Annotated in this window: 27 protein-coding genes; 15 read left to right on the top strand and 12 right to left on the bottom strand. The window is 66.7% G+C overall.

Annotation, left to right across the window (positions count from 1 at the left end; all coding sequences use genetic code 11):
* Nucleotides 1-3: 3 nt before the first annotated feature.
* Nucleotides 4-387 (top strand): iron chaperone, encoded by a 384-nt coding sequence (locus tag ACW179_RS03890; RefSeq protein WP_492062995.1) that lies wholly within the window; start codon nucleotides 4-6, stop codon nucleotides 385-387.
* Nucleotides 388-555: 168 nt separating this feature from the next.
* Here the strand turns inward: ACW179_RS03890 and ppk2 are convergent, their stop codons facing one another.
* Nucleotides 556-1,317, bottom strand: coding sequence for a polyphosphate kinase 2 (gene ppk2 / locus ACW179_RS03885; protein WP_492062994.1), 762 nt, complete (start codon nucleotides 1,315-1,317; stop codon nucleotides 556-558).
* 46 nt (nucleotides 1,318-1,363) lie between these two features.
* Between ppk2 and ACW179_RS03880 the strand changes: the two genes are divergently transcribed.
* Nucleotides 1,364-2,080 (top strand): 16S rRNA (uracil(1498)-N(3))-methyltransferase, encoded by a 717-nt coding sequence (locus ACW179_RS03880; RefSeq protein ID WP_492062993.1) that lies wholly within the window; start codon nucleotides 1,364-1,366, stop codon nucleotides 2,078-2,080.
* 219 nt (nucleotides 2,081-2,299) lie between these two features.
* A complete protein-coding gene (locus ACW179_RS03875) occupies nucleotides 2,300-3,661 on the top strand; it encodes a glutamate--cysteine ligase (protein WP_492062992.1) in 1,362 nt (453 codons plus the stop codon).
* 13 nt (nucleotides 3,662-3,674) lie between these two features.
* Here ACW179_RS03875 and ACW179_RS03870 read toward each other — a convergent pair whose 3' ends face one another.
* Both ACW179_RS03870 and ACW179_RS03865 read right to left on the bottom strand, forming a co-directional pair.
* A complete protein-coding gene (locus ACW179_RS03870; protein WP_492062991.1) occupies nucleotides 3,675-4,475 on the bottom strand; it encodes an SDR family NAD(P)-dependent oxidoreductase in 801 nt (266 codons plus the stop codon).
* Nucleotides 4,476-4,583: 108 nt separating this feature from the next.
* A complete protein-coding gene (locus ACW179_RS03865) occupies nucleotides 4,584-5,006 on the bottom strand; it encodes an Rrf2 family transcriptional regulator (protein WP_492062990.1) in 423 nt (140 codons plus the stop codon).
* Nucleotides 5,007-5,300: 294 nt separating this feature from the next.
* On the opposite strand from ACW179_RS03865, the gene ACW179_RS03860 reads away from it, so the two are divergent.
* From ACW179_RS03860 to ACW179_RS03850, 3 genes are all read left to right on the top strand, one after another.
* A complete protein-coding gene (locus ACW179_RS03860; RefSeq protein ID WP_492062989.1) occupies nucleotides 5,301-7,277 on the top strand; it encodes a potassium transporter Kup in 1,977 nt (658 codons plus the stop codon).
* 2 nt (nucleotides 7,278-7,279) lie between these two features.
* Entirely contained in the window at nucleotides 7,280-7,642 is a 363-nt protein-coding gene (locus tag ACW179_RS03855; protein WP_492062988.1) for a hypothetical protein, read from the top strand.
* Between the two features lie 79 nt (nucleotides 7,643-7,721).
* A complete protein-coding gene (locus ACW179_RS03850) occupies nucleotides 7,722-8,948 on the top strand; it encodes an argininosuccinate synthase (RefSeq protein WP_492062987.1) in 1,227 nt (408 codons plus the stop codon).
* Nucleotides 8,949-10,278: 1,330 nt separating this feature from the next.
* Here ACW179_RS03850 and ACW179_RS03845 read toward each other — a convergent pair.
* Together ACW179_RS03845 and ACW179_RS03840 are read right to left on the bottom strand one after the other, a co-directional pair.
* Nucleotides 10,279-11,403: an IS481 family transposase gene (locus ACW179_RS03845; RefSeq protein WP_492059470.1), complete on the bottom strand. Its 1,125-nt coding sequence runs from the start codon at nucleotides 11,401-11,403 to the stop codon at nucleotides 10,279-10,281.
* Nucleotides 11,404-12,440: 1,037 nt separating this feature from the next.
* The gene (locus ACW179_RS03840; RefSeq protein ID WP_492062986.1) at nucleotides 12,441-12,641 is read right to left on the bottom strand and encodes a KTSC domain-containing protein; all 201 of its coding nucleotides are present in this window, start codon (nucleotides 12,639-12,641) and stop codon (nucleotides 12,441-12,443) included.
* Nucleotides 12,642-12,826: 185 nt separating this feature from the next.
* Here ACW179_RS03840 and ACW179_RS03835 point away from each other — a divergent pair, with 185 nt between their 5' ends.
* The 3 genes from ACW179_RS03835 to ACW179_RS03825 all read left to right on the top strand — a co-directional run bounded on the left by ACW179_RS03835 (nucleotide 12,827) and on the right by ACW179_RS03825 (nucleotide 14,594).
* Entirely contained in the window at nucleotides 12,827-13,231 is a 405-nt protein-coding gene (locus tag ACW179_RS03835) for an MAPEG family protein (RefSeq protein ID WP_492062985.1), read from the top strand.
* A 43-nt stretch (nucleotides 13,232-13,274) separates the two neighbouring features.
* Complete coding sequence (locus tag ACW179_RS03830; RefSeq protein WP_492062984.1) at nucleotides 13,275-13,904, top strand: LysE family translocator; 630 nt, start codon at nucleotides 13,275-13,277, stop codon at nucleotides 13,902-13,904.
* Between the two features lie 96 nt (nucleotides 13,905-14,000).
* On the top strand, nucleotides 14,001-14,594 hold the full coding sequence (locus tag ACW179_RS03825; RefSeq protein WP_492062983.1) for a CC0125/CC1285 family lipoprotein: 594 nt from the start codon (nucleotides 14,001-14,003) through the stop codon (nucleotides 14,592-14,594).
* A 125-nt stretch (nucleotides 14,595-14,719) separates the two neighbouring features.
* Here ACW179_RS03825 and ACW179_RS03820 read toward each other — a convergent pair whose 3' ends face one another.
* A complete protein-coding gene (locus ACW179_RS03820; RefSeq protein WP_492062982.1) occupies nucleotides 14,720-15,502 on the bottom strand; it encodes an SDR family NAD(P)-dependent oxidoreductase in 783 nt (260 codons plus the stop codon).
* Nucleotides 15,503-15,558: 56 nt separating this feature from the next.
* Between ACW179_RS03820 and ACW179_RS03815 the strand changes: the two genes are divergently transcribed.
* From ACW179_RS03815 to ACW179_RS03805, 3 genes are read left to right on the top strand one after another with little or no spacing between them, the layout of a single operon-like run.
* Nucleotides 15,559-15,963, top strand: a complete 405-nt coding sequence (locus ACW179_RS03815) for a YkvA family protein (RefSeq protein WP_492062981.1) — start codon at nucleotides 15,559-15,561, stop codon at nucleotides 15,961-15,963.
* Complete coding sequence (locus ACW179_RS03810; protein ID WP_492062980.1) at nucleotides 15,956-16,591, top strand: lysoplasmalogenase family protein; 636 nt, start codon at nucleotides 15,956-15,958, stop codon at nucleotides 16,589-16,591. Before ACW179_RS03815 ends, ACW179_RS03810 begins: the two co-directional genes overlap by 8 nt.
* Nucleotides 16,592-16,640: 49 nt before the next feature.
* On the top strand, nucleotides 16,641-17,180 hold the full coding sequence (locus tag ACW179_RS03805; RefSeq protein ID WP_492062979.1) for a DUF1003 domain-containing protein: 540 nt from the start codon (nucleotides 16,641-16,643) through the stop codon (nucleotides 17,178-17,180).
* A 24-nt stretch (nucleotides 17,181-17,204) separates the two neighbouring features.
* Here ACW179_RS03805 and glmS read toward each other — a convergent pair whose 3' ends face one another.
* The gene (gene glmS, locus ACW179_RS03800; protein ID WP_492062978.1) at nucleotides 17,205-19,025 is read right to left on the bottom strand and encodes a glutamine--fructose-6-phosphate transaminase (isomerizing); all 1,821 of its coding nucleotides are present in this window, start codon (nucleotides 19,023-19,025) and stop codon (nucleotides 17,205-17,207) included.
* 160 nt (nucleotides 19,026-19,185) lie between these two features.
* Here glmS and glmM point away from each other — a divergent pair, with 160 nt between their 5' ends.
* Nucleotides 19,186-20,532, top strand: a complete 1,347-nt coding sequence (gene glmM / locus ACW179_RS03795) for a phosphoglucosamine mutase (RefSeq protein WP_492062977.1) — start codon at nucleotides 19,186-19,188, stop codon at nucleotides 20,530-20,532.
* 233 nt (nucleotides 20,533-20,765) lie between these two features.
* Here the strand turns inward: glmM and ACW179_RS03790 are convergent, their stop codons facing one another.
* Nucleotides 20,766-21,089, bottom strand: a complete 324-nt coding sequence (locus tag ACW179_RS03790; protein ID WP_492062976.1) for a cell surface protein — start codon at nucleotides 21,087-21,089, stop codon at nucleotides 20,766-20,768.
* Nucleotides 21,090-21,189: 100 nt separating this feature from the next.
* Here ACW179_RS03790 and fmt point away from each other — a divergent pair, with 100 nt between their 5' ends.
* Nucleotides 21,190-22,116 (top strand): methionyl-tRNA formyltransferase, encoded by a 927-nt coding sequence (gene fmt / locus ACW179_RS03785; protein WP_492062975.1) that lies wholly within the window; start codon nucleotides 21,190-21,192, stop codon nucleotides 22,114-22,116.
* Nucleotides 22,116-22,859 (top strand): tRNA pseudouridine(38-40) synthase TruA, encoded by a 744-nt coding sequence (truA, locus tag ACW179_RS03780; RefSeq protein WP_492062974.1) that lies wholly within the window; start codon nucleotides 22,116-22,118, stop codon nucleotides 22,857-22,859. The genes fmt and truA overlap by 1 nt, the downstream gene beginning before the upstream one ends.
* A gap of 25 nt (nucleotides 22,860-22,884) precedes the next feature.
* On the opposite strand, the gene ACW179_RS03775 is transcribed toward truA, so the two are convergent.
* Genes ACW179_RS03775 through ACW179_RS03760 form a run of 4 tightly spaced genes read right to left on the bottom strand, consistent with a single transcriptional unit; the run spans nucleotide 22,885 to nucleotide 26,324 of the window.
* The gene (locus ACW179_RS03775; RefSeq protein WP_492062973.1) at nucleotides 22,885-23,109 is read right to left on the bottom strand and encodes a DUF4170 domain-containing protein; all 225 of its coding nucleotides are present in this window, start codon (nucleotides 23,107-23,109) and stop codon (nucleotides 22,885-22,887) included.
* Nucleotides 23,110-23,139: 30 nt separating this feature from the next.
* Nucleotides 23,140-23,919 carry a 3'(2'),5'-bisphosphate nucleotidase CysQ gene (locus tag ACW179_RS03770; protein WP_492062972.1) on the bottom strand — a complete coding sequence of 260 codons (780 nt, stop codon included), beginning with the start codon at nucleotides 23,917-23,919 and terminating at the stop codon, nucleotides 23,140-23,142.
* Nucleotides 23,916-25,247 carry a TldD/PmbA family protein gene (locus ACW179_RS03765; RefSeq protein WP_492062971.1) on the bottom strand — a complete coding sequence of 444 codons (1,332 nt, stop codon included), beginning with the start codon at nucleotides 25,245-25,247 and terminating at the stop codon, nucleotides 23,916-23,918. Before ACW179_RS03765 ends, ACW179_RS03770 begins: the two co-directional genes overlap by 4 nt.
* Before the next feature lie 51 nt (nucleotides 25,248-25,298).
* On the bottom strand, nucleotides 25,299-26,324 hold the full coding sequence (locus tag ACW179_RS03760; protein ID WP_492062970.1) for a WD40 repeat domain-containing protein: 1,026 nt from the start codon (nucleotides 26,322-26,324) through the stop codon (nucleotides 25,299-25,301).
* Nucleotides 26,325-26,350 lie beyond the last annotated feature (26 nt).

Genomic DNA, 26,350 nt, shown 5'->3' with positions numbered 1-26,350 from the left:
GCCGTGAAACCCGCTGCCCTCTCGACCGCCGCCTATCTGGCCGAACTGCCGGACGACCAGCGCGCCGCGCTCGAGGCCCTGCGGGGTCAGATCCGCGCGGTCGTGCCGGAGGCGGAGGAAGCCATCAGCTATGGTCTGCCCACCTTCAAGCTGCACGGCAATCTGGTGCATTTCGGCGCGGCGGCCAAACACTGCTCTCTCTATGCGGGATCGGTGATCGGGCATTTCGCCGAGCAACTGGCGGACTTCGACACCAGCAAGGGCACGATCCGCTTCCAGCCGGACAAGCCCCTGCCCGAGGCCCTGGTCCGTGAGATCGTCCAGTATCGCGTGGTGCAGAACCTGGAGCTCGCCGCAGAGCGCGCCGGGCGGAAGGGGCGCTCCTAGATCCTTCTCCCCTTGCGGGAGAAGGTGCCGGCCGCCGGCCGGCGGATGAGGGGTTGAAAGTCCTGTCCGTCGCTCGCGCCAGCCGCCCGCCAATCCATGAAAGTCTGGCGCGACCCCTCATCCGGCCCTTCGGGCCACCTTCTCCCTCAAGGGGAGAAGGCTCGTGCGCTACCGCGCCAGCCGTCCGTCGCTGAGGGCGGCAAGCTCGAACGGGAAGATCACCTCGGGGTCAGGCTGCGCGATGCCCTTGACCAGCTTTTTCTCGCCGGCCGCATGCAGTAGCCAGCGGATGATGTTCAGGCGGGCGGCCTTCTTGTGGTCGGCGCGGACGCAGATCCACGGCGCGGCCTCGGTATGGGTGCGGGTCAGCATCTCGTCGCGGGCGGCGGTGTAGTCGTCCCATTTTTCCTGGGCCACGGCGTCGAGCGGGCTGATCTTGAAGGCCTTCAGCGGATCTTCGGCCCGGGCCTTGAGACGCTCGCCCTGCGTTTCGCGGCTGATATCCAGCCAGAACTTGGCGTAGCGCATGCCGCTGTCGACCAGCATCTTCTCGAAGGCGGGCACGTCATTGAGGAACTGGGCGTGCTGCTGCGGCGTGCAGAAGCCCATCACCGGCTCGACGCCGCCGCGATTGTACCAGGAGCGATTGAACAACACCGCCTCGCCCGAAGCCGGCAACCATTCGACATAGCGCTGGAAATACCATTCGCCCTGCTGCCGGTCGGAAGGCTTGGGCAGGGCCACGACCAGGGTGTTGCGTCGCGACAGGTGCTCGGTGATCCGGCTGATCGCCCCGTCCTTGCCGGCGGCGTCGCGGCCCTCAAATACGGTCAGGATCTTCCAGCCGTCCTTGATGGCCTTCTGCTGCATCCGGATCAGGGCCAGTTGCAGGGCAGCGAGCTCGGTTTCGTAGTCGTCTGACTTGCTCATCTCGTGAGCCTACCCTCGGAAAGCACAGTTGCGCTAGAAGGAGCCCATGATCCGTCTTTTCGTTCCCCAGGACCTGGCCGCCGGCTATGGCGTCATCCTCACCCTCGACCAGTCGCGCTATCTCACCTCGGTGATGCGCCAGGCCATCGGCGCCCAGGTACTGCTGTTTAACGGCCGTGACGGCGAGTGGACCGCCACCCTGACCGAGACCGGCAAGCGCGGCGCGCTGCTGAAGGTGGATGCGCTGGCCCGGCCCATGGCGCTGGGGCCTGACCTTGATCTGGTCATCGCCCTGGTCAAGCGCGGCCGGGTCGAGACCATCGTTGAAAAGGCCGCCGAGCTGGGCGTGCGCCGGGTGCGGCTGACCATCACCCGGCGGACCAATGTCGACTTCGTCAAGCTGGGGCGCCTCGATGCCATCGCCATGGAGGCCGCCGAGCAGACCGGCCGTCTGGACGTGCCGACGGTGGAGGACCCCGTAAAGCTGGCCGAGATCCTCGACGGCTGGGATCCGGCGCGAAAGCTGGTGTTCTGCGACGAGGGCGGTGACGCCTTGCCGGCGATCCAGGCCCTGGCCGCAAGCCAGGGTCCCGCCGCCATCCTGATCGGCCCTGAAGGCGGCTTCTCGCCCGAGGAACGCGAGCGTTTGCGGGCCCTGCCGTTCGTCACGCCGGTGTCACTAGGGCCCCGCATCCTGCGCGCCGACACTGCGGCCATCGCGGCCCTGACCCTGTGGCAGGCGACGGCTGGGGACTGGCGTTAGGGCTAATGCGGAAGAGGCCTCTTGAGGTTCTCAAAGAAAACGCCCAATTGCGCTTCTCGACAGCGCGACAGTCGAAACTGGAAACCGGTTTCGGCGGCGGTCGCGCGCTGATTTTTTGTATGGGAGCCTGTCCGCAGGACAGGTTCCGGTCGCGGCCGGTGTGGGGGAAATGGGCCTCTCCCTGCTTGATGCGTATGAGATCTTGGGGAGACACGGCTCATGGCCGACACCACCAGCCTGCAGGAGCGTCCGCTGACGCTCGATGATCTGACCGCCTATTTCGCCTCGGGCTCCAAGCCCAAGGAAGCCTTCCGGGTCGGGGCCGAGCACGAGAAGTTCGGCTTCTATCTGGGTTCGCATGAGCCCGTGCCCTATTACGGCGACAAGGGCGTCCACGCCCTGCTGGTCGGCCTGCAGCGCTTTGGCTGGACGCCGGTGATGGAAGGCGAGGTCATTATCGGGCTGGAGCGCAACGGCGCCAATGTCAGCCTGGAGCCCGGCGGCCAGTTCGAGCTGAGCGGCGCCCCGCTGCTGACCATGCACGACATCTGCGCCGAGACCGGCCAGCACCTGGACGAGGTCAAGACCGTCGCCGACGAACTGGGTCTGGGCTTCATGGGCCTGGGTTTCTCGCCGGTGTGGACGCGCGAGCAGGTGCCGGTGATGCCCAAGGGGCGTTACGTCATCATGCGCAACTACATGCCCAAGGTCGGGGGCCTGGGCCTCGACATGATGCTGCGCACCTGCACGGTGCAGGCCAATCTCGACTTCTCCAGCGAAGCCGACATGGTCGCCAAGTTCCGCATGAGCCTGGCCCTGCAGCCGATCGTCACGGCCCTGTTCGCCAATTCTCCGTTCACGGAAGGCAAGCCCAACGGCTTCCTCTCCAGCCGGGCCAATGTCTGGACCGACACCGACGCCGACCGCACCGGCCTGCTGGATTTCGTGTTCGAGGACGGCTTCGATTTCGAGCGCTACGCCCGCTACGCGCTGGACGTGCCGATGTATTTCGCCAAGCGCGGCGACCGCTATATCGACCTGGCCGGCCGCAATTTCCGCGACTTCATCGACGGCAAGATCGAAGAGCTGCCGGGCGAGCGCGCCTCGATCAAGGACTGGGCCGACCACACCACCACCCTGTTCCCCGAAGTGCGACTGAAGACCTATCTGGAAATGCGCGGCGCCGATGCTGGCCCGTGGAGCAGTCTGTGCGCCCTGCCGGCCCTGTGGACCGGCCTGTTCTATGATGACGCCGCCCTGGCCGCCGCCTGGGACCTGTGCAAGCACTGGACGCCCGAGGATCGCGCGGCCCTACGCCGCGACGTGCCGGTTCTGGGCCTCAAGGCACCGATCGCCGGCCGCACTGCCCAGGATGTGGCCCGCGATCTCGTCGCCATCGCCAAGTCCGGCCTCAAGGACCGCGCCCACATGAATGGCGGCTTCCTGGATGAGACCATCTATCTGGGCGAGTTGGAAGAGATCGCCGACAGCGGCATGACCCGGGCTGACCGCCTGCTGGCGCTGTATCACGGAGCCTGGAAGGGCGATATCAGCCGGGTGTTCACCGACTGCGCCTACTGAGCGCCCAGGCCGCTCACACCTTCCTGAACCGGCCGCCCTGGCGGGCCATCAGGGCCAGGGCCCAGTCGTCGGGCAGCAGCTTGGCGATGGCGGCGATGGTCTTGTTGGGCGCGCCGGGCACGCAGACCGGGCGGTTGGCCTCGACGGCCTCATAGCCCGAGGCGGCGACCTCGTCGGCCCCCAGCCACATCCAGTCGGGCATGGACTGGTTGAGTTGCGCGCGGGTGCCGTTGACGTCATGGAACTCTGACCAGGTAAAGCCCGGGCACAGGGCGCTGACATGGACCCCGGTCGACAGGTTTTCCAGGTGCAGGCTCTGGGAGAACTTCACCAGGAAGCCCTTGGTCGCCGCATACAGGGTGTGCCCCGCCGCGCCGGGCACCAGACCCGCCAGCGAGGCGACATTGACGATCCGGCCAAACCGCCGCTCGACCATGCCCGGCAGCACCTTGTGCGTCAGGGCGCAGACCGAGGTCAGCATCACCTGCAGGAAGACGCTCTGCTCGGCCCAGGTGGTGGCGGCATAGGTTCCTGGCAGGCCGTAGCCGGCATTGTTGATCAGCACGTCGACGACGCGGCCCTGGGCCTCGACGCCCGCCAGCACGGCGTCGGCCCCCGCCGGATCGGCCAGGTCGGCGGGGATGGCATAGGCCTCGACCCCGAAGCGCAGGCGGATTTCGGCGGCCAGGGCCTCCAGCCGGTCGGCGCGCCGCGCCGTCAGGGCCACGTCATAGCCATGGCCGGCCAGGATACGGGCGAAGGCGGCCCCGATGCCGGCGGAGGCGCCGGTGATCAGGGCGAGACGGCGGGCCATGGGCAAGGTGTCCGATGCGAAAGCGAAACTTCGCCGGAGACCAGCACGGCCGGCGATTTGGTTCAAGGCGGCGGTAAAAGCGGAGGGCGTCGTTGACGGCCCGTGACGTCAGTGCGCGCCGGCCAGCAGGTCGGCCACGGTGATCTGGCCCAGGCGCTCATGAGCGGCGGCGTCGGCAGCGGTGATGGCGGCGCGGACGGCTTCGGGGATCTTCTCGCCGACCGGGCAGCCCTTGACCCCGGGCGGGGCCACACCGAGGTGGGCGCAGCCGTTGACGGCCCGCAACACCACATCCAGCGTGATCTGTTCGGCGGGTTTCAGCAGCCAGGCCCCGCCGTTGGCGCCCGCCCTGGCCCCGATCAGGCCGGCCTTGCCCAGCATTGCGGTCACGCGCCGCACCACGACCGGATTGGTCGGCACGGACGCGGCCAGTTCTGCGCTGGCCACCGCGCGGTCGGCCGAAAAGGCCTGCTTGTGCGCGAGATAGGCGAGGGCATGGGCCGCCACGGGGAACTTTTGGCTGTCGGACATCTCTTTAGGAACCTAGGGACGATCGCCGCGCGTTCAATGAAAAACTCGCCGTTCGATCAAATGGCCGCGAAGCCTGGGGTTGGGCCTGGCGGCCGATTACCGCCCGCAATGCGTAAGTCTTGGTCAGTTTGGACGCCATTTTCGCCCAGCGGATGTTTCCGTTCGACGAAGGGGCTGGGCAGGAGAACGTAGCGTGACGATTGAACCCGGATCGGATTGGGTGTATCGCGCCGCGCTTGATCGATATGGGCCCGCCGTGCGCATTTTGCGAGTGGGGGCGCCCGGAGACATTGAATGGCTTCCGAAGCCTCCAGCGCGCCGACCCCGGATTGCGCCCCCGCCTCGTCCGACATCCCCAAGCAGCATGGGCCCGATCTCAAGGGTCACGGCTTCTTTGCGCTTGCCCTGGGCTCGGTCGGCATCGTGTTCGGTGACATCGGCACCAGCCCGCTCTACGCCTTCAAGGAGGCCCTGCACGCGGCCGCCCATGACGGCGTCACGCGGTCCGAGATCTACGGCGTGGTGTCACTGGCCCTGTGGGCGCTGATCCTGGTCGTGACGATCAAATATGTCGTCTTCATCATGCGGGCCGACAACAAGGGCGAAGGCGGCGTGCTGTCGCTGATGGCCCTGGCCCAGCACGCGATGGGCAGGCGCACCATGCTGGTGTTCGCCCTCGGCGTGGCCGGCGCGGCCCTGTTCTACGGCGACGCCCTGATCACCCCGGCCATGTCGGTGCTGTCGGCGGTCGAGGGGTTGCGCACCATTCCGGCGCTGGAAAACAGCGTCAACAACCAGGTGGTGCTGCTGATCGCCACGGTCATGCTGCTGGGTCTGTTCTTTATCCAGAGCCGGGGCACCGCCTCGGTGGGCAAGCTGTTTGGCCCGGTCTGCGCCCTGTGGTTTGGCGTGATGTTCCTGCTGGGCGCGATCAATCTGGCCCAGAACCCGGGCGTGCTGATGGCCATCAGCCCCCACTACGCCGTCGGCTTTCTGGCCGAGCACGGCCTGACCGGCTTTATCGTGCTGGGCGCAGTGTTCCTGACCGTGACCGGCGTCGAAGCCCTGACCGCTGACATGGGCCATTTTGGTCGCTGGCCGATCCAGGCCGCGTGGCTGTTCTTCGTGCTGCCCTGCCTGACCATGAACTATCTGGGCCAGGGTGCCTTCGCGCTCGGTACCCTGGAGGCCGCCGAGGCCGCCGGCCGGCCGATGCCTGAATTGAACTGGTTCTTCGAGATGGCTCCGGCCGCGTTCCGCTTGCCGCTGGTGCTGCTGGCGGGGGCGGCCACGGTCATCGCCAGCCAGGCGGTGATCACCGGCGCCTTCTCGCTGACCCAGCAAGCCATCCAGCTGGGCCTGCTGCCACGCCTCGACGTGCGCCGCACCTCTGAAACCCAGTCGGGCCAGATCTACGTACCGCAGCTCAACACCATGCTGCTGTTTGGCGTGCTGGCCATCATGTTCACCTTCCAGACCTCGTCGGCCCTGGCCCACGCCTATGGCCTGGCCGTGACCGGAACCATGATCGTGACCACCTGCATGGCCTTCATCGTCATGCGCCGCCTGTGGAAGTGGAGCCTGCCGCAGGCCCTGTGCTTCCTGGTGCCCTTCCTGACCCTGGACGTCGTGTTCCTGACCGCCAACGCCCTGCGCTTCTTCTCGGGCGGCTGGCTGCCGGTGCTGATCGGCGCGGCCCTGTTCCTGATCATGGCCACCTGGGTGCGCGGCTCGCAGATCCTGACCGACAAGACCCGTCGCGACAGCGTGCCCCTGGCCGATCTGATGGAGATCCTGCGGGCCCGCGCGCCGCACCGCGCCCCCGGCACGGCGATCTTCCTGACCTCCGACCCGGACATGACGCCCGTCGCCCTGATGCACAATCTCAAGCACAACAAGGTGCTGCACGAGCGCAATGTAGTGCTGACGGTCCGCACGGCCGACGCCCCGCGCCTGCATGAGGACGACCGCGTCAAGATCGAGAAGGTCAATGACGACTTCAAGAAGGTGACCATCACCTATGGCTTCATGGAAAGCCCCAACCTGCCCAAGGCCCTGGCGGTCTGTCGCAAGCAGGGCCTGAAGTTCGACATCATGGCCACCAGCTTCTTCCTGGGTCGCCGCTCCATCGTGCCGTCGGCCAACAGCGGCATGCCGCTGTGGCAGGATCGCCTGTTCATCTACCTGATGCGCAATGCGGCCAATCCGACCGACTTCTTCAAGATCCCGCCCGGCCGCGTGGTCGAGCTGGGCGCGCAGGTGACGGTTTAGGGATGGAGTCGATTCTGCGCATCGTCGGCGATGGCCTGTCCATCGCCGCCCTGGCCATCATTTCCTCGGCCGCCCTGGCCACGTGGAAGCGGGTGCCCAAGGGGGTGACCATACCCATGCAGTGGGGCCGCGACGGCGCGCCCACCTGGCGCGCGGCCAAGCCGCTGGGCCTGCTGATCATTCCCGTGCTGGCCATGTTGATGATCTTCGCCTTCACGCTGAGCGGCCTGACCTTCAGGGCCACCGGCCTGGATGCGATGATGCTGCTGTGCGTGCGCATCACCCTGGCCGCCCTGATGGCCCTGGCCCAGCTCTTTCACCTGCGGTTCGCCCTGCGAACCTTGCATGACGAAGGCAGTCTTTAGGTCGATAGGGCTTGACCCGTGGCCCCGGGCGCCCTTGAACCCGCCGAACTCTGTGTTTTCTCGATAAGGACCTCCGCTCATGGCCGACAAGCCCGTGAAGAAGGTCGTGCTCGCCTATTCGGGCGGTCTCGACACCTCGATCATCCTGAAGTGGCTTCAGACCGAGTACGGCGCGGAGGTCGTGACCTTCACCGCAGACCTGGGCCAGGGTGAAGAGATCGAACCGGCGCGGGCCAAGGCCCTGGCCGCCGGCGTGAAGCCGGAAAACATCTTCATCGAGGACGTGCGCGAAGAGTTCGTGCGCGACTACGTCTTCCCGATGTTCCGCGCCAACACGGTCTATGAGGGCCAGTACCTGCTGGGCACCTCGATTGCCCGCCCGCTGATTGCCAAGAAGCAGATCGAGATCGCCCGCAAGGTCGGCGCCGACGCCGTCAGCCACGGCGCCACCGGCAAGGGCAATGACCAGGTCCGCTTCGAGCTGGGCTATTATGCGCTGGAGCCCGACATCCACGTGATCGCGCCCTGGCGCGAATGGGACTTCAAGTCCCGCGAGGCCCTGCTGGAGTTCGCCGAGAAGCACCAGATCCAGATCGCCAAGGACAAGCGCGGCGAAGCGCCGTTCAGCGTCGACGCCAACCTTCTGCACAGCTCGTCGGAAGGCAAGGTCCTGGAAGATCCGGCCGTCGAGGCCCCCGAGTTCGTCCACATGCGCACGATCGCGCCGGAAGACGCGCCCGACAAGCCGACGGTCATCACCATCGATTTCGAGAAGGGCGACCCGGTCGCCATTGACGGCGTGGCCATGAGCCCCGCCACCCTGCTGACCAAGCTGAACGAGCTGGGTCGCGACAACGGCATCGGCCGCCTGGATCTGGTGGAAAACCGCTTCGTCGGAATGAAGTCGCGCGGCGTTTACGAGACCCCCGGCGGCACCATCCTGCTGGCCGCCCACCGGGGCATCGAGAGCATCACCCTGGATCGCGGCTCGATGCACCTGAAGGACGAGCTGATGCCCAAATACGCATCGCTGGTCTATAACGGCTTCTGGTTCGCCCCCGAGCGCGAGATGCTGCAGGCCGCCATCGACTACAGCCAGCAGCGCGTCACCGGCCAGGTGCGGGTCAAGCTCTACAAGGGCAATGTCAGCATCATCGGCCGCGAGAGCGCGCACAGCCTGTACGACCAGGATCTGGTGACGTTCGAAGAAGGCAAGGTGGCCTATGACCACCGCGACGCCGGCGGCTTCATCAAGCTCAACGCCCTGCGCCTGCGCGTCCTGGCCAAGCGCGACCAGCGCGGCTAGGCGGCTTGCGCTGAGCTATCGAAAGGGCGTCGCGGGGAGACCTGCGGCGCCTTTTCTGTTTGGGGCGGGGCGGACTCCGCCATGGGTGGTTAGGTGATTACGGAACCCCTCTCTCATAAAGAGAGGGAGGGGCCCGTCCCGGCGACGGCCGGGATGGGAGGGTGAGAGGTTTCACCGCCGGCCGAGAGGCCCTGATTTTGCAGCCTTTTGACCATGAGGCGTCTGCGGTGCGGCTCGGGTGCCGGCCGGCTCTCAGCCGGCGGCCTTCGGCTAATCAGGCGGCGGGGCGCTGCGAAGGTCCGATTTCGGGCTGTGGGCTGGTTTCTGGTCTCGACCCGAGCCGGACCTTTAAGACATATCCCTACGAAATCCATGAGTTCACCGAAGCGGCTTCTCGCCAACTGCCGTCTGTTTGCCTTCGGTAGAAAACAAGTATGCCGACACCATTCTTTTCGGCGAACGATACGATAGCTTCCTTGCCGTCGGGAGATATGACAGCCCGTTCCACCATTAGCCAATGCTCGTTCGGTCCAAGGGCAGTCAGCGTACTGTCGCCCCGCGTCGGTAGCGCCCTTTGAGAAGCCGCATAAGCGCGCACCTCTGGGCAGCCGGCTGCATTTATTGGGCGAGACGCGGCGAACATTTGGGCCATCTCAACAGAGGGACCTTTCACCCCGTCAGGGTTCAAATCGCGACGACGCAGGAACCGAGGCAGCAGGGAAGGCACTTCAGGGCCGAACTCAAGCCATACGTATTCTTGTTGGGACCCCGATTGCTCCAGTATTGCTGGAGGCACGAAGGCATCACGTTTCCAAGAGGTCCGAGGCGATCCAAAATCCAAACGCCAGCCGTAGGAAGAAGGTCCTTCAGTTACCAGTCGTTCAAGGGCCTTCGCAGCAAGAGCACAATCTTCACTTGAAACCTGCGGGCGTGGAGGATCCGCGACCTTCTCGCATGCCCCGAAAAGCAAGCACGCAAAAGCGGTGACTACCAAGGATATCCGACGACTCATGCTTTGAGCGGCTGCCATGCCGAAGGTTCAACTGAAAATCTCCATCGAGCAACGTCCGACTTCCACCCTTCTCAGACGTCCGTAGCGTCCGCTTTTCGGCTTCTCGTGGCTTGGCAGACGTGATCGTTCGAATGGTGCCAGCCGTCCTGTCGGTTGGAGTCCTCAGGAGGAGAGGCTGGCCGTGCTCGGTTCGGACAGGGTGAAACCTATCCCTCCCATCCCGGCCTTCGCCGGGACGGGCCCCTCCCTCTCTCAAAGTGTTTGGACCGGGGACATCCGTGACAGGTGTTCGGAGACATCCGTGACAGGTTGAGGATGCTATTTTGCGGTCCTCAGGTCGATGGTTTTGAGACGTTGGGTCTGGAAGAAGACGTCGAAGACGCCATCGGTCTGGGTGGCTCGCAGGGCGACAGCTTTTCCAGCGAAGGCTTTTGGGACCTTGAGCGGACGGTTGGCAAAACTGAGATGGCCCCCTTGCTGGACCCGGCGAACCTGGTCGTCGGGTCCGTACTCGAAGGGCGGGATGACGGGCTGGTAGGGCCTTGGACTGTGTCGGTAGCGATCGACGGGAACCGCCATGTCCAGGGCCTGGTGAGGCCGGACCAGATTGTAGATGTCGCGCCAGTGATCGAGCGCGCGGGCCGCATGGTCGAGGGTCTCGAAGGGGGTGCTCAGGGCCTCGGCCTTTAGGGTGCGATGGAAGCGCTCGTCCTTGCCCAAGGTCTGGGGATGATAGGGCCGGGAGTGGCTGATGCGCACGCCCAGCTCGATCAGCCACACGCCCAGCGGGGTGTAGGGATCGCCGGGGCCGTTGCCCCAGGGCGAGCCGTTGTCGGTGGCGATGCGCCAGGGCAGACCATAGCGCGTAAAGGCCTGGATCAGTTGATCCTTGACGGTCTGGGTCTTCTGGTTGGCGCAGGCGGCCAAGACCACGGCAAACCTCGAGTGGTCGTCCAGCACCGTCAGGGGATGCAGTCGCCCTGAGCCCAGGGCCACGTGGCCCTTGAAGTCCATCTGCCACAGATCGTTGGGCTGGGGATGCTCGAAGCGGATGAAAGGCTGAGCGCCGCCGCCTTCACCGCCCAGCGCCACACCACCCCGGCGCAGGATCTGGGTTACCGTCGAGGGGGCTGGAGCCTCAAGCCCCTCACGCCGCAGCACCGCCGCGATCTTGCGGCCACCCCAGGCCGGATGCTCCGCACGGACCTGAAGCGTCGCATCCTCAACCGCCGTCTCCGTGCGCCGGGGCGAGGTCCGCGGTCGGCGAGATCGCGCCTCAAGGCCCGCATCGCCTTGCTCCCGATAGCGCGCCATGAGCCGGTAGCCCAGCGTCGCGCTGACCCCGAACCGCCGGCAAAGCTCCCGCCTGTTACAGCCTTCAACCAAGGCCAGCCGTACAAACTCCCGTTTGCGATCCATCGCAGACACCCCCGTGAACGGCATCCCGACCTCCCTCTGAGATCGGAAAATGTGTCACGGATGTCTCCGAACACCTGTCACGGATGTCCCCGGTCCAAACACAAAGAGAGAGGGGCCATGACCGTACGCTCAGCGTCGAAAAGACGACCTCGCCAGGTCGGTGCGAACCTTACATCTCTTGGAGGCTGCAGCGTGCAGGGCGGATCAGGTCAGTCAAGGACCGCCTCCGGCGGCCGCTGCGCGGCGACGCGGCGCGTCGTCCTTGAGTGACCTGATCCGCCCTGCGATCGTCTCGCCGTGAGATGTAAGGATGGCTCCCTCCGGCGCGGAGGCCTGGCCAAAATCCGGACTATCAGGGCGCGACCCTTCCCCCTTTGATGGGGGAAGGGCAGGGATGGGGGTGACACCGCCGGACGACTTCACGCCGACCGCGCCCCATCCGGACCCTCTGTCACCCCCATCCCCGACCCTTCCCCCATCAAGGGGGAAGGGAGAAGACCCCCTACCGCCCCCTATCCCCGTCGTCGAACGGGGATAACGCCCTTCGGCCGCCAATGATTTCAACGCCCTGACCCCCGCCACCACCGTCACGATGCGAAATCGACGCATCACCCCCCAAACCGCCCCCATACTGCATCTCGCCCCGTCGCAGGGGAGGGCGCGAAGCTGGCGACCAAACGCGCGGCGGGGATGATCGAGCGGGTAGCGCTCGTCGGTGGGTCTTGGATGACCGCCGCTCGCAACGGATCTCCACCGGGCTCCCTGAAAAAGCGGGACGAAGGCGAGAAACCCGCGAGGGTCCCGATGAGGCGCGACAGGTGCGGGCTGAAATCGCCCGCGCGGCCCGGAGGGGACGCATCCCTCTCCGCCCGTCGGGGGCCTCTTTCGGGAGCGGGTTAAGACCCCGCGCCCCGAGGGCTCACTGGAAAATCGGTCATGCGGAGCGCTCCGGCCCAAGCCGAAACGGTACTCCTCTACAAACACACATCCGGGCCTGGCCCGGACGCTCCGCCGCCTCCCCACCCTTCAGCGGGCCGCCCGCGTGAAGCCGAGAACTCGTGTCACACCCGATTATAGGGATACCGGTCCCGGATGATCCGCTGGAAGAAGCGGCCCTTCAGCGCGGAGCGGGCAAAGGCCCGGCTGACGCGCTCGGGCACGCCGACATAGACGTATTCGCCGCCGTCATGGAACGTCACGAACAGCTTGCCGTGTTCGGGGCGGTAGTCGATCTGGGCGATCGCCGTGGACTGAACTCGCATGGCTGGAAGCCTCCGCGCGAAGGGGTCGTGTCGCCACTACAGCGAGCCGGAGCCTGATCGGGTTCCCTGGGCGGGCTTGCCTGGGCTCTGGCCTCGCGCGGCGATTGATGATGGTTTAGCCCCTTCACGACGAACCGGCCTTGCGCTGGCGCAAAAGCGGTTCGCGAAAAGGGGAGAAACACAACATGCAGCCACATTCCTGGGTCGCCATCGTCACGCTGGTCGCGCTGCTGGTCTATATCTGGATGGGCGTCCGTGTCGGCGGCGCGCGCAAGAAGAGCGGTATCGACGCGCCTGCCATGACCGGCGATCCCGCGCTGGAGCGCCACATCCGCGTCCAGGCCAATACGCTGGAATGGCTGCCGATCTTCCTGCCGTCGCTGTGGCTGTTTGCGATCTACTGGAGCGACATGGTCGCGGCCGGACTGGGCGTGGTCTGGATCATCGGCCGGGTGCTCTACGCCCTGGGCTATGCCCAGTCGGCCGACAAGCGCGAGCTGGGCTTCGTGATCCAGATGGCGGCGACGGCGATCCTGCTGTTTGGCGCCCTGGGACGGGCGATCTGGATGCTGGTGACGGTCGGGGCCTGATCGACCCTTCTCGACGGGCGGGGGTTCTGTTTAAAGCGGCTCCATGATCCTGCCCGTCGATCCTGCTCGCTACGGTGCCTTCCTGGCCACCATGTTCGTCATGGCCATTACCCCGGGGCCCGCCAACCTGTTCGCCATCGCCACCGGCATGGAAAAGGGCAAGGGCGCGGCGCTTCTGGGCGTGGTCGGCATGAACTGCGCGACCCTGATCTGGTTCGCCGGCTCTGCCCTGGGTCTGGGGGCCCTGATCATCGCCTTTCCCGAGGCCTTCCATGTGCTGGCCCTGACCGGCGCGGCCTATCTGGTCTGGCTGGGCCTGAAGTCGATCTGGGCCGGGATCCGCAATATCGAGAACCACGCCACCGCCACGGTGAAGGCCGGACGCTCGGCTTTCCTGGACGGCTTCACCGTGCAGATCGCCAATCCCAAGGCCCTGCTGTTCTTCACGGCCGTCCTGCCGCCGTTCATCGATGTCGGCCGGCCCCTGGTTCCGCAACTGCTGATGTTCGCCTTCGCCACCATCGGCATGGATCTGATCACCATGAGCGCCTACGGCCTGGGCGGCGCGGCCCTGTCGACCCGCATGAACGAGCCGGCCTTCCGGCGGGGCTTCGCTTTCGTGGTGGGGGTCCTGCTGATCTGCGCCGCCATTCTGATCGTCTCGCGGGGCTGAGTTTCAGCCGCGTTATCTAAACGCCTTGGCGAAACCACAAAGCATCGCCAAAGTTATAGTCTCCAAGATCACGACTCCGCGCCAAGGAGCGCTACGATGTCCCTCAAGAAGATCGCCCTCGTAGGGGCTCTGGTGTTGACGGCGGGCCTTTCGGCCTGCGCGACCGCCACGCCCTATCAGCCCAAGGTCACCAGCGGTGCCATCACCGGCGGCTTTTCCGAACAGCGCCTGGAGGCCGACCGCTATCGCGTGGCCTTCGCCGGCAACAGCCTGACCTCGCGCGAGACCGTGGAGCGCTACCTGCTGTACCGCGCCGCCGAGGTGACGGTGCAGCAGGGCTATGACTGGTTCGAGACCGCTGACCGGCGGACGGACCGGACCGCCCGTACGGTCGTTGACGGTGACCCCCTGGGCCGTCCGGGCTTCGGCTATGGGCTCGACTACGGCTTCTGGCGCCCGTCCTGGCGCTATTTCGGTCCGCGCTACGGCTGGCGTAGCTGGGATCCCTTCTGGGGCGACCCCTTCTTCGGCGACCGCGCGGAAATCCGGACCGTCGAGAAGTTCGAGGCCGGTGCCGAAATCGTCCTGCACAAGGGCAAGAAGCCCGAAGGCGATGCGCGGGCCTATGATGCCCGCGAGATCATGACCAACCTGGCCAGCAGCATCGTTCTGCCGACGCCGAAGACGTAGCGAGCTGATCCTCTTCGGGGGAGCTGTCGCGGAGCGACTGAGGGGGCTGCTCGGCCTATGCCGCGCTGGCCCCCTCCGGCCCTCTGGGCCACCTCCCCCAGAGGGGGAGGATCGTCGTGAGACGCTTAGCGCGGCGCCATGCGGATGCCGCCGTCCAGGCGCACATCTTCACCGTTGAAATAGTCATTGGTGATCATGGTCAGGGCCAGGTGGGCGTATTCCTCAGGGTTGCCCAGGCGCTTGGGGAACGGCACCGAGGCGGCCAGACCGGCCTTTACGGCTTCGGGCGCGCCGTTCATCAGCGGGGTGTTGAAGATGCCCGGCAGGATGCAGTTGACGCGGATGCCTTCGCTCATCAGGTCGCGGGCGATCGGCAGGGTCATGCCCACCACGCCGCCCTTGGAGGCCGAATAGGCCGCCTGGCCCATCTGGCCGTCTTCGGCGGCGACGCTGGCGGTGTTGACGATGGCGCCGCGCAGGCCGTCTTCCAGCGGCTCCAGGTCCAGCATGCCCTTGGCCGACTTGGCGATGCAGCGGAACGTGCCGACCAGGTTGATCTGGATGATGCGGTCAAAGGCGTCGAGCGGGAAGTGCTTGGTCTCGCCGGTGGCCTTGTCGCGGCCGGCGGTCTTGGCAGCGTTGCCGGTGCCGGCGCAGTTGACCAGGATGCGCTCCTGGCCGTGAGCGGCGCGGGCCTTCTCGAAGCCGGCGTCGACATCGGCGTCGGACGTGACATTGACCTTGCAGAACACGCCACCGATATCCTTGGCAACGGCTTCGCCGGTGGCCTCGTTCATGTCGAAGATGGCGACCTTGACGCCGTGGGCGGCGAGGGCGCGGGCGGTGGCCTCGCCGAGGCCCGATGCGCCCCCGGTGATGACGGCAGCGACGGTGTTGTCGAGTTTCATGGACGTTTCCCGGTATGTTGCGTTTATGATGGCGACTTGGAGAGGGTTTTAGACCGATGAGCGCCGACGCCAAACCGTCCCCCGACGTAAACCAGATCCTGGACCCGTCGAAGGCCCTGGTTCCGGCCACGGTGCGGGTCAATGAAGAGAAGGTCGCGCGCGGCTTCCTGCCCAAGATCCGCAAGGTCGCGGCGCGCATTCCCTTCGCCGCCGACGTGCTGTCGGTCTGGTGGTGCGCCCGCGACAAGGAAACCCCCGCCGCCGCCAAGGGCATGATGATGGCGGCCCTGGCCTATTTCGTCCTGCCAACCGACGTGATCCCCGACGTGCTGCCGGCCCTGGGCATGACCGACGACGCGGCCGTGATCGCCGCCGTGATCGCCATCGTCGGCAAGAACCTCAAATCCCGCCACAAGGACGCCGCCAAGGCTTTCCTGGCCAAGCTCTCCAGCGATGACTGAAGCCTGGCTTTGGGGCCTGTCGGCAATCGCCGCCCTGGCCTATGGCCTGATCTTCAGCTCCCGACCACCTTCGCTCATCCGCACCCTGGTCAAGTGCCTGGCGGTCGGGGCGCTGGCGGTGATCGCCTATCTGGAGGGCGGCAGCGTGCTGCTGGCCCTGGCCCTGACCCTCTGTACGGTGGGCGACGCCTTCCTGGCCGGCGACCCCAAGCGGTGGCTGCCGCTGGGCCTGGCCGCTTTCCTGGTGGGCCATGTGGTCTATGCGCCGCTGCTGGGCGCGCACGGCGCTTCGCCAGATACGGTGTTCTGGATCGCCGCCCTGGCGGTGGTGGCTGCAGCAGGCCTTATGCTGCGGGCCCTGTGGAGCTCGCTTGGCCCCCTGCGACTACCGGTGATCGCCTATGGGGTCGCCATCGTCTGCATGGTCACCGCCGGCCTCCTGCTGCCCGCCCGCTTCTGGCCCGCCACGGCCGGCGCCCTGGCCTTCATGGCCTCGGACGCCATCCTGTCGCTTGACCTCTTCAAGGGCACCAAGCTTTTTGGCTCGCCGCGCCTGACGGCCTGGGCGATCTGGTTCCTCTACTGGGGCGGCCAGGTCGGTCTCTGCTGGGGCATGCTGGGCGCGTAGCCGAGCCGTTTTATGGGATCGCTGCGTTGCGGCTGGCGTTATGCTGTGCATGACCGAGCGCAAAGCAGACCCGGCGGGCACAGAGACCGCTACCGAACTCGATGATCATGTCGAGGAGTCGGTCGAGTCGCTTGGCGCGCTTCACCGTGAACACCATCAAGGCTCGTCGGCGCTCCAGAACGGCATAGACCGGATCACGGACCTGCTGGGTCGTCCGATCTTTGCGCTCCTGCTGGCAGGCGCCGTGGCGGCCTGGATCGTGCTGGCCAGTCAATCGCCCAAAGGCATTCACGGCCCGACCTTTGCCTGGCTTGAGTTGAGCGCCACCCTGGCTGCCCTGTTTGTCGCCATCCTGATTCTGGTCACCCAGCGGCGCGAAAACCAGCTGTCGGAGCGCAGGGCTCAGCTGACCCTGCAATTGGCCATGCTGGCCGATAAAAAGAGCGCCAAGCTCGTCGCGCTCATCGAGGAACTGCGCCGCGACATGCCGACAGTCCAAGACCGAGTCGATGACGAGACAGCGGCGATGGAAAAGCCTGCTGATCCCCGCGAAGTTCTCGACGCCATAGACGCGAAGGTGCCCGAATAGCTGATCGCCGCGCCGGGGCGTGGATCACTCCACCGTCACCGACTTGGCCAGGTTCCGCGGCTGGTCCACGTCGGCACCCTTCAGCACGGCCACGTGATAGGCCAGCAGCTGGATCGGGGCCGACATCACCAGGGCCGAGACAAGCGGGTCGCAGGCGGGGGCGGTGACCACCACCCTGGCGCCGGCCGGGGCATGCTTTGCGCCTTGCGGATCAGTGATGAACACCACCTGGCCGCCGCGCGCCATCACCTCGCTCATGTTCGAGGCCGACTTTTCAAACCAAGAGTCGTAGGGCGCGAGAATGATGATCGGGGTCTTGTCGTCCACCAGGGCGATGGGGCCGTGCTTGAGCTCGCCGGCGGCATAGCCCTCGGCGTGGATATAGCTGATCTCCTTCAGCTTCAGAGCGCCTTCCAGGGCCAGGGCCGACATCGGGCCACGGCCCAGATAGAGCACGTCGCGGGCCTTGGCGATCTCGACGGCAATCTCCTTGATGGCGTCTTCCAGGCCGATGGCCTCGGCAATCAGGCGCGGGGCCTCCAGCATCACGCGGACCAGCCGTTGCTCCTCGGCGTCGTCGATCCGGCCGCGTGCCTTGGCCGCGCCGACGGCCAGCGCGATCATCACGCTGACCTGGGCGGTGAAGGCCTTGGTCGAGGCCACGCCGATCTCGACGCCGCAATGGATCGGCCAGACCACGTCGACCTCGCGGGCCATGGTCGATTCGACGGCGTTGACGACCACGGCGCTCTTCATGCCCTTGGCCTTGCAGTAGCGCAGGGCCGCCAGGGTGTCGGCGGTCTCGCCCGACTGCGACATGGCGATAACCAGCGAGCCCGGCCGCAGGGCCGGCTGGCGGTAACGGAACTCCGAGGCGATCTCGACATCGACGGGCAGGTCGGCCAACTGCTCGATCAGATACTTGCCGATGACGCCGGCGATATAGGAGGTGCCGCAGGCGACGATCTGGATGCGCTCCAGGGCCGCGAGGTCCAGGTCACCGGGGATGGCGGTGCGCGCGGTCAGGGCGTCGACATAGGCCGAGATGGTCCGCTGGCAGCCGTCGGGCTGGTCGTGGATCTCTTTCTCCATGAAGTGGCGGTAGTTGCCCTTTTCCATCAGCACGGCCGAGGGCGACACCACCTTGACCGGCCGGGTCACCGCTGCGCCCGAGGCGTCGAAGATGCGGGCGCTATCGTGGTCGAGGGCCACATAGTCGCCCTCCTCCAGATAGATCACCCGGTTGGTGAAGGGGCCCACGGCCAGGGCGTCGGAGCCCAGATACATCTCCCCCTGACCTTCGCCGACGACCAGCGGGCTGCCCCGGCGGGCCCCCAGGATCAGGTTGTCGGCGCCCTCGATCAGCACGGCCAGGGCATAGGCGCCGGTCAGGCGGTCGAGCGTGGCCTTGAAGGCGTCCAGCGGCGCCAGACCCGTCGCCAGCTCGGCGTCGATCAGCTGGGCGATGACCTCGGTGTCGGTGTCGCTCTCGAAGGTGCGGCCAGCGGCGGCCAGCTCGGCCTTCAGCTCGGCGAAGTTCTCGATGATGCCGTTGTGGACCAGGGTGACGCGGCCGGCGGTGTGGGGGTGGGCGTTCCTGACGTTAGGCGCACCGTGGGTGGCCCAGCGCACATGGCCGATGCCGTTCTGGGCCACCAGGGGGTGCTCGGCCAGCACGGCTTCCAGGTTCTTGATCTTGCCCTGGGCGCGGCGGCGCTCGACCTTGCCGTCCACCACGGCGGCGACGCCGGCCGAGTCATAGCCGCGATATTCCAGGCGCTTGAGGCTCTCGACCAGACGGTCGGCCACGGGCTGGGTTCCGACGATGCCGATGATGCCGCACATGAGCCATGATCCTTTGTAGAACGCGCCGACGGAGACTATTGCTGTCGACGCGGGATATCGTGAGGTCGGGCTTTAGCATTCGTGCGAACCACCCTCTCATAAATCTGCATTTCGGATCGTTTCGCGGTCCGGGCTACGAAACCGAGACCAGAAGACGACCATGAGCAAGCGCGCCTATTTCGGCACCGACGGCATCCGCGGCCAGGCCAACCAGCACCCGATGACCGCCGAGGTCGCCCTGCGGGTGGGCCTGGCGGCCGGAAAGCTGTTCCGTTCGCAGGATGACCGCCGCCATCTGGTGGTGATCGGCAAGGATACGCGCCTGTCGGGCTACATGATCGAGCCTGCCCTGGTCGCCGGGTTCGCCAGCGTGGGCATGGATGTGCGGCTGTTTGGGCCTCTGCCCACCCCGGCCGTGGCGATGATGACCCGCTCGATGCGCGCCGATCTGGGCGTGATGATCTCGGCCTCGCACAACGATTTCGCCGACAACGGCATCAAGCTGTTTGGCCCCGACGGCTACAAGCTGTCGGACGCCCAGGAGCTGAAGATCGAGGCCCTGATGGACGAGGGCCTGCAGGAAGGCCTGGCGCCGCCACGTGGCCTGGGACGCGTCAAGCGCATCGACGATGCCCAGGCGCGATATGTCGAGATCGTCAAGGCCACCTTCCCGCGCCACCTGTCGCTGTCGGGCCTGCGCATCGTGATCGATTGCGCCAATGGCGCGGCCTACAGGGTGGCACCCACCGCCCTCTATGAGCTCGGCGCCGAGATCATTACCGTCGGGGTCGATCCCGACGGCACCAACATCAATGCCGAATGCGGCTCGACCCATCCCGAGGCCATGGCCAAGCTGGTGCGCGAGTACCGGGCCGATATCGGCATTTCGCTGGACGGCGACGCCGACCGGCTGGTGATCTGCGACGAGACGGGCCTGGTGGTCGACGGAGACCAGATCATGGCCATCATCGCCGACGCCTATGCCAAGGCCGGCAAGCTGAAGGCCGGCGGCGTGGTCGCCACGGTGATGTCGAATCTGGGCCTTGAGCGCTTCCTGGCTGACAAGGGCCTGACCCTTGAGCGCACCAGCGTCGGCGACCGCTATGTGATGGCGCGGATGCGCGAAGGCGGCTTCAACCTGGGCGGCGAGCAGTCGGGGCACCTGATCCTGTCGGACTTCTCGACCACGGGCGATGGCCTGATCGCAGCGCTGCAGGTGCTGGCCGTGATGATCGAGACTGACCTGCCGATGAGCGCCCTGGCCCGCCAGTTCGAGCCGGTGCCGCAACTGCTGGAAAACGTGCGCTTCGCCGGCGGCAAGCCGCTGGAAGCGTCCAGCGTCAAGCAGGCCATCGCCGACGGCGAGGCCCAGCTGAACGGCTCGGGCCGTATCGTGGTGCGCCCCTCGGGCACCGAGCCCCTGATCCGGATCATGGCCGAGGGCGATGATCCGGCCCTGGTCAAGAAGGTGGTCCGGTCGATCGCCTCAGCCGTCAAGGCAGCCTGACGATAAGATCCATTGGGCACTTCCTCACGCCCCTGAAGCGTCATCCCGGGACTTGTTCCCGGGACCCATTTGTCCGCCGCACGCGCCGAGCAGAACGATATGGATCCGTGCCGCTGAACCATGGGCCCCGGGAACAAGTCTCGGGGTGACGAGCTATTTTTACAGCGGGCGTAACGAATCTCTCGTCAGAAGCGTTGGCCTGCAGCGAAGCAAAGGGGCTTGAGACCGCGCTGTTAGCGCGTCGCCTCGTGAACCTCTTCCTTGGTCTCCTGGCCGACCTTCTTGGCGCCGGCCTTGATGTCCGAGCCGGCGTCCTTGATCGCGGCGGTGGCGTCGCCGGCGGCTTCCTTCAGCTCCGCCCCGGCTTCCTTGGTGCTGTCCTTGAGGGCAGTCCCGGCTTCCTTGATGTCCGGATCGGTCGCGATGTCCTTGGCGGCGGCTTTCACGTCGCTGGCGGCCGCCTTGGCACCCTCCTTGATCTCGGTGGCGTGTTCGTTGGAGCAGGCGCCCAGCGAGAGGGCGGCGGCGCAGGCGGCGAAGATCAGGGGGGAACGCATGGTCGGGCTCCTGGGGTTGCGTGGGCCAGATAACGAACCCTCAAGGCCAAGGTTCCGACGGCGGCTTTCCCCCGAGGCTTCAGACGTCTAAACCGCGCTGATGCGCATCGCTTTTCTCGGCACTCCCGATTTCGCCGTCGCCTGCCTGGCCGAACTGGTCGCGGCCGGTCATGAGATCGTCTGTGTCTATTCCCAACCGCCGGCCCCGCGTGGACGTGGTCAGGATCTGAAGCCCTCGCCGGTCCACGCCTTCGCTGAAAGTATCGGTCTGCCCGTCCGCACGCCGGTGTCGATGAAGACGCCCGAGGAGATCGAGGCCTTCCAGGCGCTGGACCTCGACGCCGCCGTCGTGGTGGCCTTTGGCCAGATCCTGGTGCGCGCGGTGCTGGAGGCTCCTCGCGAGGGCTGTTTCAACCTGCATGCCAGCCTGTTGCCCCGCTGGCGTGGCGCCGCCCCGATCCAGCGGGCGATCATGGCCGGCGACCCTTTCACCGGCGTCCAGGTCATGCGGATGAGCGAGGGCCTCGACGAGGGGCCGATCCTGATGTCCGAGCAGGTGCGGATCGACACCTTTGAGACCGCCGGCAGCCTGCATGACAAGCTCGCCGCTGTCGGCGCGCGGATGTTGCCGGTGGCCCTGGGGGCCATCGAACGCGGTGGGGCGCGCGAAACACCGCAAAGCGAAGACGGCGTAACCTACGCCAAAAAGATCAAGTCGGCCGAGGCCCGTATCGACTGGAGCCGTCCGGCCGCAGAGGTCGACGCCCATATTCGTGGCCTGTCGCCGTTCCCCGGAGCCTGGTTCGAGGCTTCGTCCGAAAAGGGCCCGGTCCGGGTCAAGGCGTTGCTGTCGTGCGTCGAGGAGGCCGATGGCGCGCCGGGCGCAGTGCTGGACGACGCCTTATTGATCGCCTGCGGCGACGGCGCGGTGCGCCTGCTCAAGGCCCAGCGCGAGGGCAAGGGCGCGCAAGAGGCTGACGTCTTCGTGCGCGGCTTCCCGATCCCGGCCGGGACGATCCTGGCCTGATGCCCCGCTACCGCCTCCTCGTCGAGTATGACGGCCGGTCCTATTGCGGGTTCCAGGCCCAGGCGACGCTGCCGTCGGTGCAGGGTGCGATCGAGGCGGCGGTGAAGGCCTTTTGCGGGCAGGAGATCCGCATTGCGGCGGCCGGCCGCACCGACACCGGCGTCCATGCCACCGGGCAGGTCGTGCATGTGGATCTGGAGCGCGACTGGCCGGCCCGCACGGTGATGAACGCCCTCAACGCCCATCTGACCCGCGAGGCGGTCAGCATCCTGGCCTGCGAGGTCGCCGAGGGCGACTGGCATGCGCGGTTCTCGGCCAATGAGCGGCGCTATCTGTACCGCATTCTCAATCGCCCGGCCCCGCCGGCCCTGGACAAGGGCCGGGTCTGGCACGTCAAGAAGCCGCTCGACGCCGAGGCCATGAACGCCGCCGCCCGGCATCTGGTCGGGTTGCATGACTTCACGACCTTTCGCGACATGCACTGCCAGGCCAAGTCGCCGCTGAAGACGCTGGACGTGGCCCGCGTGCGGCGGGTGGGCGAAGAGGTCTGTCTGGATTTCGAGGCGCGCTCGTTCCTGCACCGACAGGTGCGGTCGATGACGGGCACCCTGGTCGAGGTCGGCATCGGCCGCTGGTCGCCCGACGACGTCCGGGCGGCGCTGGACGCCCGCGACCGCACGGCCTGCGGCCCGGTGGCACCGGCTGACGGGCTCTATCTGGTCGGAGTCGGCTACGGCGACTGACGGGCGTCGTCAGTCGCGTGCGGCTTCAGGCCAGGCTGGGATCCATCAGCTTGTGGGCGTGGATGATGAAGTAGCGGGCATGGGCGTTGTCGACCGTGGCCTGGGCCTTGGCCTTCCAGGCCTTGTGAGCGTCGGCGTAGCTGGCATAGGCGCCGACAAACTCGACGGCCGCCAGATCGCGGAACTCGATGTCGGAAACATCCTTCAGTTCGCCGCCGATCACGAGATGGAGAAGCTGCTTATCGGGCATGGGTGAGCACGTTCCTGCGAGGAATTTTGTTTATGGCAGGTCGATATGCCCGACCCGGTTAAGGATCAATGGCGCAAGTGTCGCATTGGCGCAAACCAGGCTGGGAACCAGCGGAATGGGCTGATTATAGCTGAAGCTGCGGCCCTTGTGGTCGGTCAGACAGGCGCCGGCCTCCGAACGGATCAGATCAGCAGCGGCCACGTCCCATTCGCTCTTGGGCGACAGGGCCACAGCTGCGTCGAAGGCCCCGGCGGCGACCAGGCAGACCCGATAGGCGATGGAGTTGCGGCTCTCGACCCGCATGGCCGGCCAGGGATTGGTCCAGGCCGGGTGCACGAACATCTTGGCGTCACCCAGCATGGCGGCGTCTTCCAGGTCCTCGGTGTCGCTGGGCGAGATGGCCGCACCGTTCAGGGTGGCCCCGCCACCGGCCAGGGCGGCATAGGTCTCGTTGAGGGCCGGGGCATGGACGACGCCGGCGATGGGCTGGCCGTTTTCGACCACGGCTACCGAAACGGCGAACCACGGCTTGTTCTTCATGAACGCCACGGTGCCGTCGATCGGGTCGACCACGAACTGGCGGGTCGTGGTCAGGCGGGCCGGATCATCGACCGTTTCCTCCGACAGCCAGCCATAGTCGGGCCGGGCGGCGCGCAGACGCTGCTTGAGCAGGGTGTCGACGGCCAGGTCGGCGTCGGTGACGGGCGAGCCGCCGTCCTTGGACCAGATCTTCAGGCCGCCGGCGCGGGCCTTCAGGGCCAGTTCGCCCGCCTCCCTGGCCGCATCGAGGATCAGGTCCAGGTCGGTCATTTGCCGGCGATCGCCAGACCATCGACCAGGATCGACGGCGCGTTGTTCGAGCCCCGGAACTCCAGGTCAGACCCCGGGATCAGCCGGGCATAGATGTCGATCAGGTTGCCGGCCACGGTGATTTCGGTGACGGGGCCGGTGACCTCGCCGTTCTCGAACCACAGACCCGAGCAGCCCACCGACCAGTCGCCGGTATTGCCGTTCAGCGAGGGGCCGAACATCGAGGTGACCAGCAGGCCGGTCTTGGCGTCGCTCATCAGGCCTGCCAGGTCGCGCTCGCCGGTCGACAGGGTCAGGTTGGCCGTCGAGACGCCCGAAGGGCCCGCCAGGCCGCGCGAGGCGTGGCCAGTGGTCTCCAGGCCCAATTGCTTGGCCGAGCTGGTGTTGAGCAGCCAGGTGGTCAGGACGCCGTCGTCGATCAGGGCGCGGCGCACGGTGTCGACGCCCTCGTCGTCGAAGGGGGCCGAGCCCAGGCCGCGTACCCGGTGCGGGTCCTCGATCAGGCTGACGCCCCGGGCGAACACGGCCTGACCCAGCTTGTCCTTCAGGAACGACGAGCCACGCGCGATGGACGGTCCCGAGATCGCACCCAGCAGCGGGCCGATCAGCGACATGGCCAGGCGATTCTCGAAGATCACCGGGGCGGTGGTCGAGGCGATCTTCCGGGCGTTCAGGCGGGCCACAGCCGAACGGCCGGCCTCTGCCCCGATGGCGTCGGCGCCCGGCAGGTCGGCGAAGTGGCGGGCCGAGCGGCCCTCACCGCCGCGCTCCATGCCCGCGCCCTCGCCGGCGATGGCCGAGCAGGACAGGGAATGGCCGGTGGCGGCGTGGGAACCCAGAAAGCCGTCGCTGGTGGCCAGACTCCAGCGCGCCGAGCTCCAGCTGGCCGAGCCGCCGTCGGAATTGGTGACCCCAGCCACGGCGCGGGCGGACTCTTCGGTGGCGCGGGCGCTGGCTTCCAGCGCCTCGGCGCTGGGCTCATAGGCGTCGATCAGGTCAAGGTCGGGGAAGGGGCCGCTGGCCAGCCGCTCGCGGGGTGCCAGGCTGGCATAGGGATCTTCGGGTGCCAGGCGGGCCATGGCCACGGCGCGCTCGATCAGGCGGGCGCGGGCAGGGCTGGAAATGTCGGAGCCCGACACGGTGGCGCTGCGCTGGCCGATAAAGACCCGCAGGCCCAGATCGCGGGCCTCCTCGCGCTCGACTTCTTCCAGCTCGCCCAGGCGCACGCTGACGGAGAGGGATTGCCGTTCGGCGAAAACAGCCTCGGCGGCGTCGGCCCCGGCCCGGAGTGCGGCCGAGACCACGTCGTTCAACAGATTATCGTCCATGGGGTCTTATGGACGAGGCCGACGGGGGCGGGCAAGCGCGGTAGAGCCTCCTCAGATCGTGCGGGGCCCACTGAGGTCCGGGATCGCCAGCAGCCCCGCCTCGCCGTCCTCGTCGCCCCAGGCCAGGACCTTGCCGTCGGGCGACACTGACAGGGCGCTGATCGGCGAGCCCTTCTCGGCCTTCAGGGTCTCGATGCGGCCGGTGCGCATGTGGGCGGCCCAGATCTTGCCGTTGTCCTGACCGGCCAGGGCGACCGGCAGGGTCTCGACGCCCGCCACCCGCACCACCATCGAATCGCGGGAGAAGCCGATTTCGGCGGCTTCCTTGCCCATCGGGCCGCTGGCTCCGGCGAACGGCCAGACCACCGCGCCATTGGCGCCGGCGGTGACCAGCAGATTGCCCTTGTCAAAGAAGGCCACGCTTTTGATCTTGGCGGGATAGCCGCCCATCCGCATGTCCTTGCCGTCGCTCAGGCGCCAGCCGTGCAGCTGGTTTTCCTGCATCGACGAAACCAGGAACTTGCCGTCCGGGCTGAAGGTGACGGCGATATGGCTGCCGGCCCATTTCAGCACCTGGGGCTTCTGCTCGGCGATCCTGGCCCACCATAGCTGCGCGCCACCATAGGCCGCCGTGGCCAGGCGCCGGCCCTTGGGATCGAAGGCCAGGCCCGACACGGTCTTTTCGTGGGCGAAGGCGCGGGCGAAGGCCGGATCGGCGGCGTCGCGCACATGGGCCTCTCGGCCGGCCGTAAAGGCGATCAGGCCCGAGGCGGGGCTGGCGGCCAGGTGCTCGATCCACTTGCCCCTGATCTCGGCCAGGACCGTGGCGACCACCTCGCCGTTCTCGATTCGGCTCCAGACCACGCGGCCATCGTCGCCGCCGGTGATCACACCGACGCCGGAGGGATGGATCACCGCGCTCAGCACCGCTGCGCCCATCTGCCCGCCATGAGCCTCGACGGTGACATAGTCATCGCCTGACTGCAGGCGGACCGTGCCGTCGCCCAGGGCAAAGACGGCCTGGCCCGAACGATCGAACAGGGCGGCGGTAACAAAGGCGTCGAACGAGAAAATCATCTGCGGCCCATACCAAGAGCGGACAC

This window comes from Caulobacter sp. AVps18 (assembly GCF_058681425.1).
Note: the sequence above shows the minus strand (reverse complement) of the source record. Positions and strands in the feature narration are given on the sequence as shown.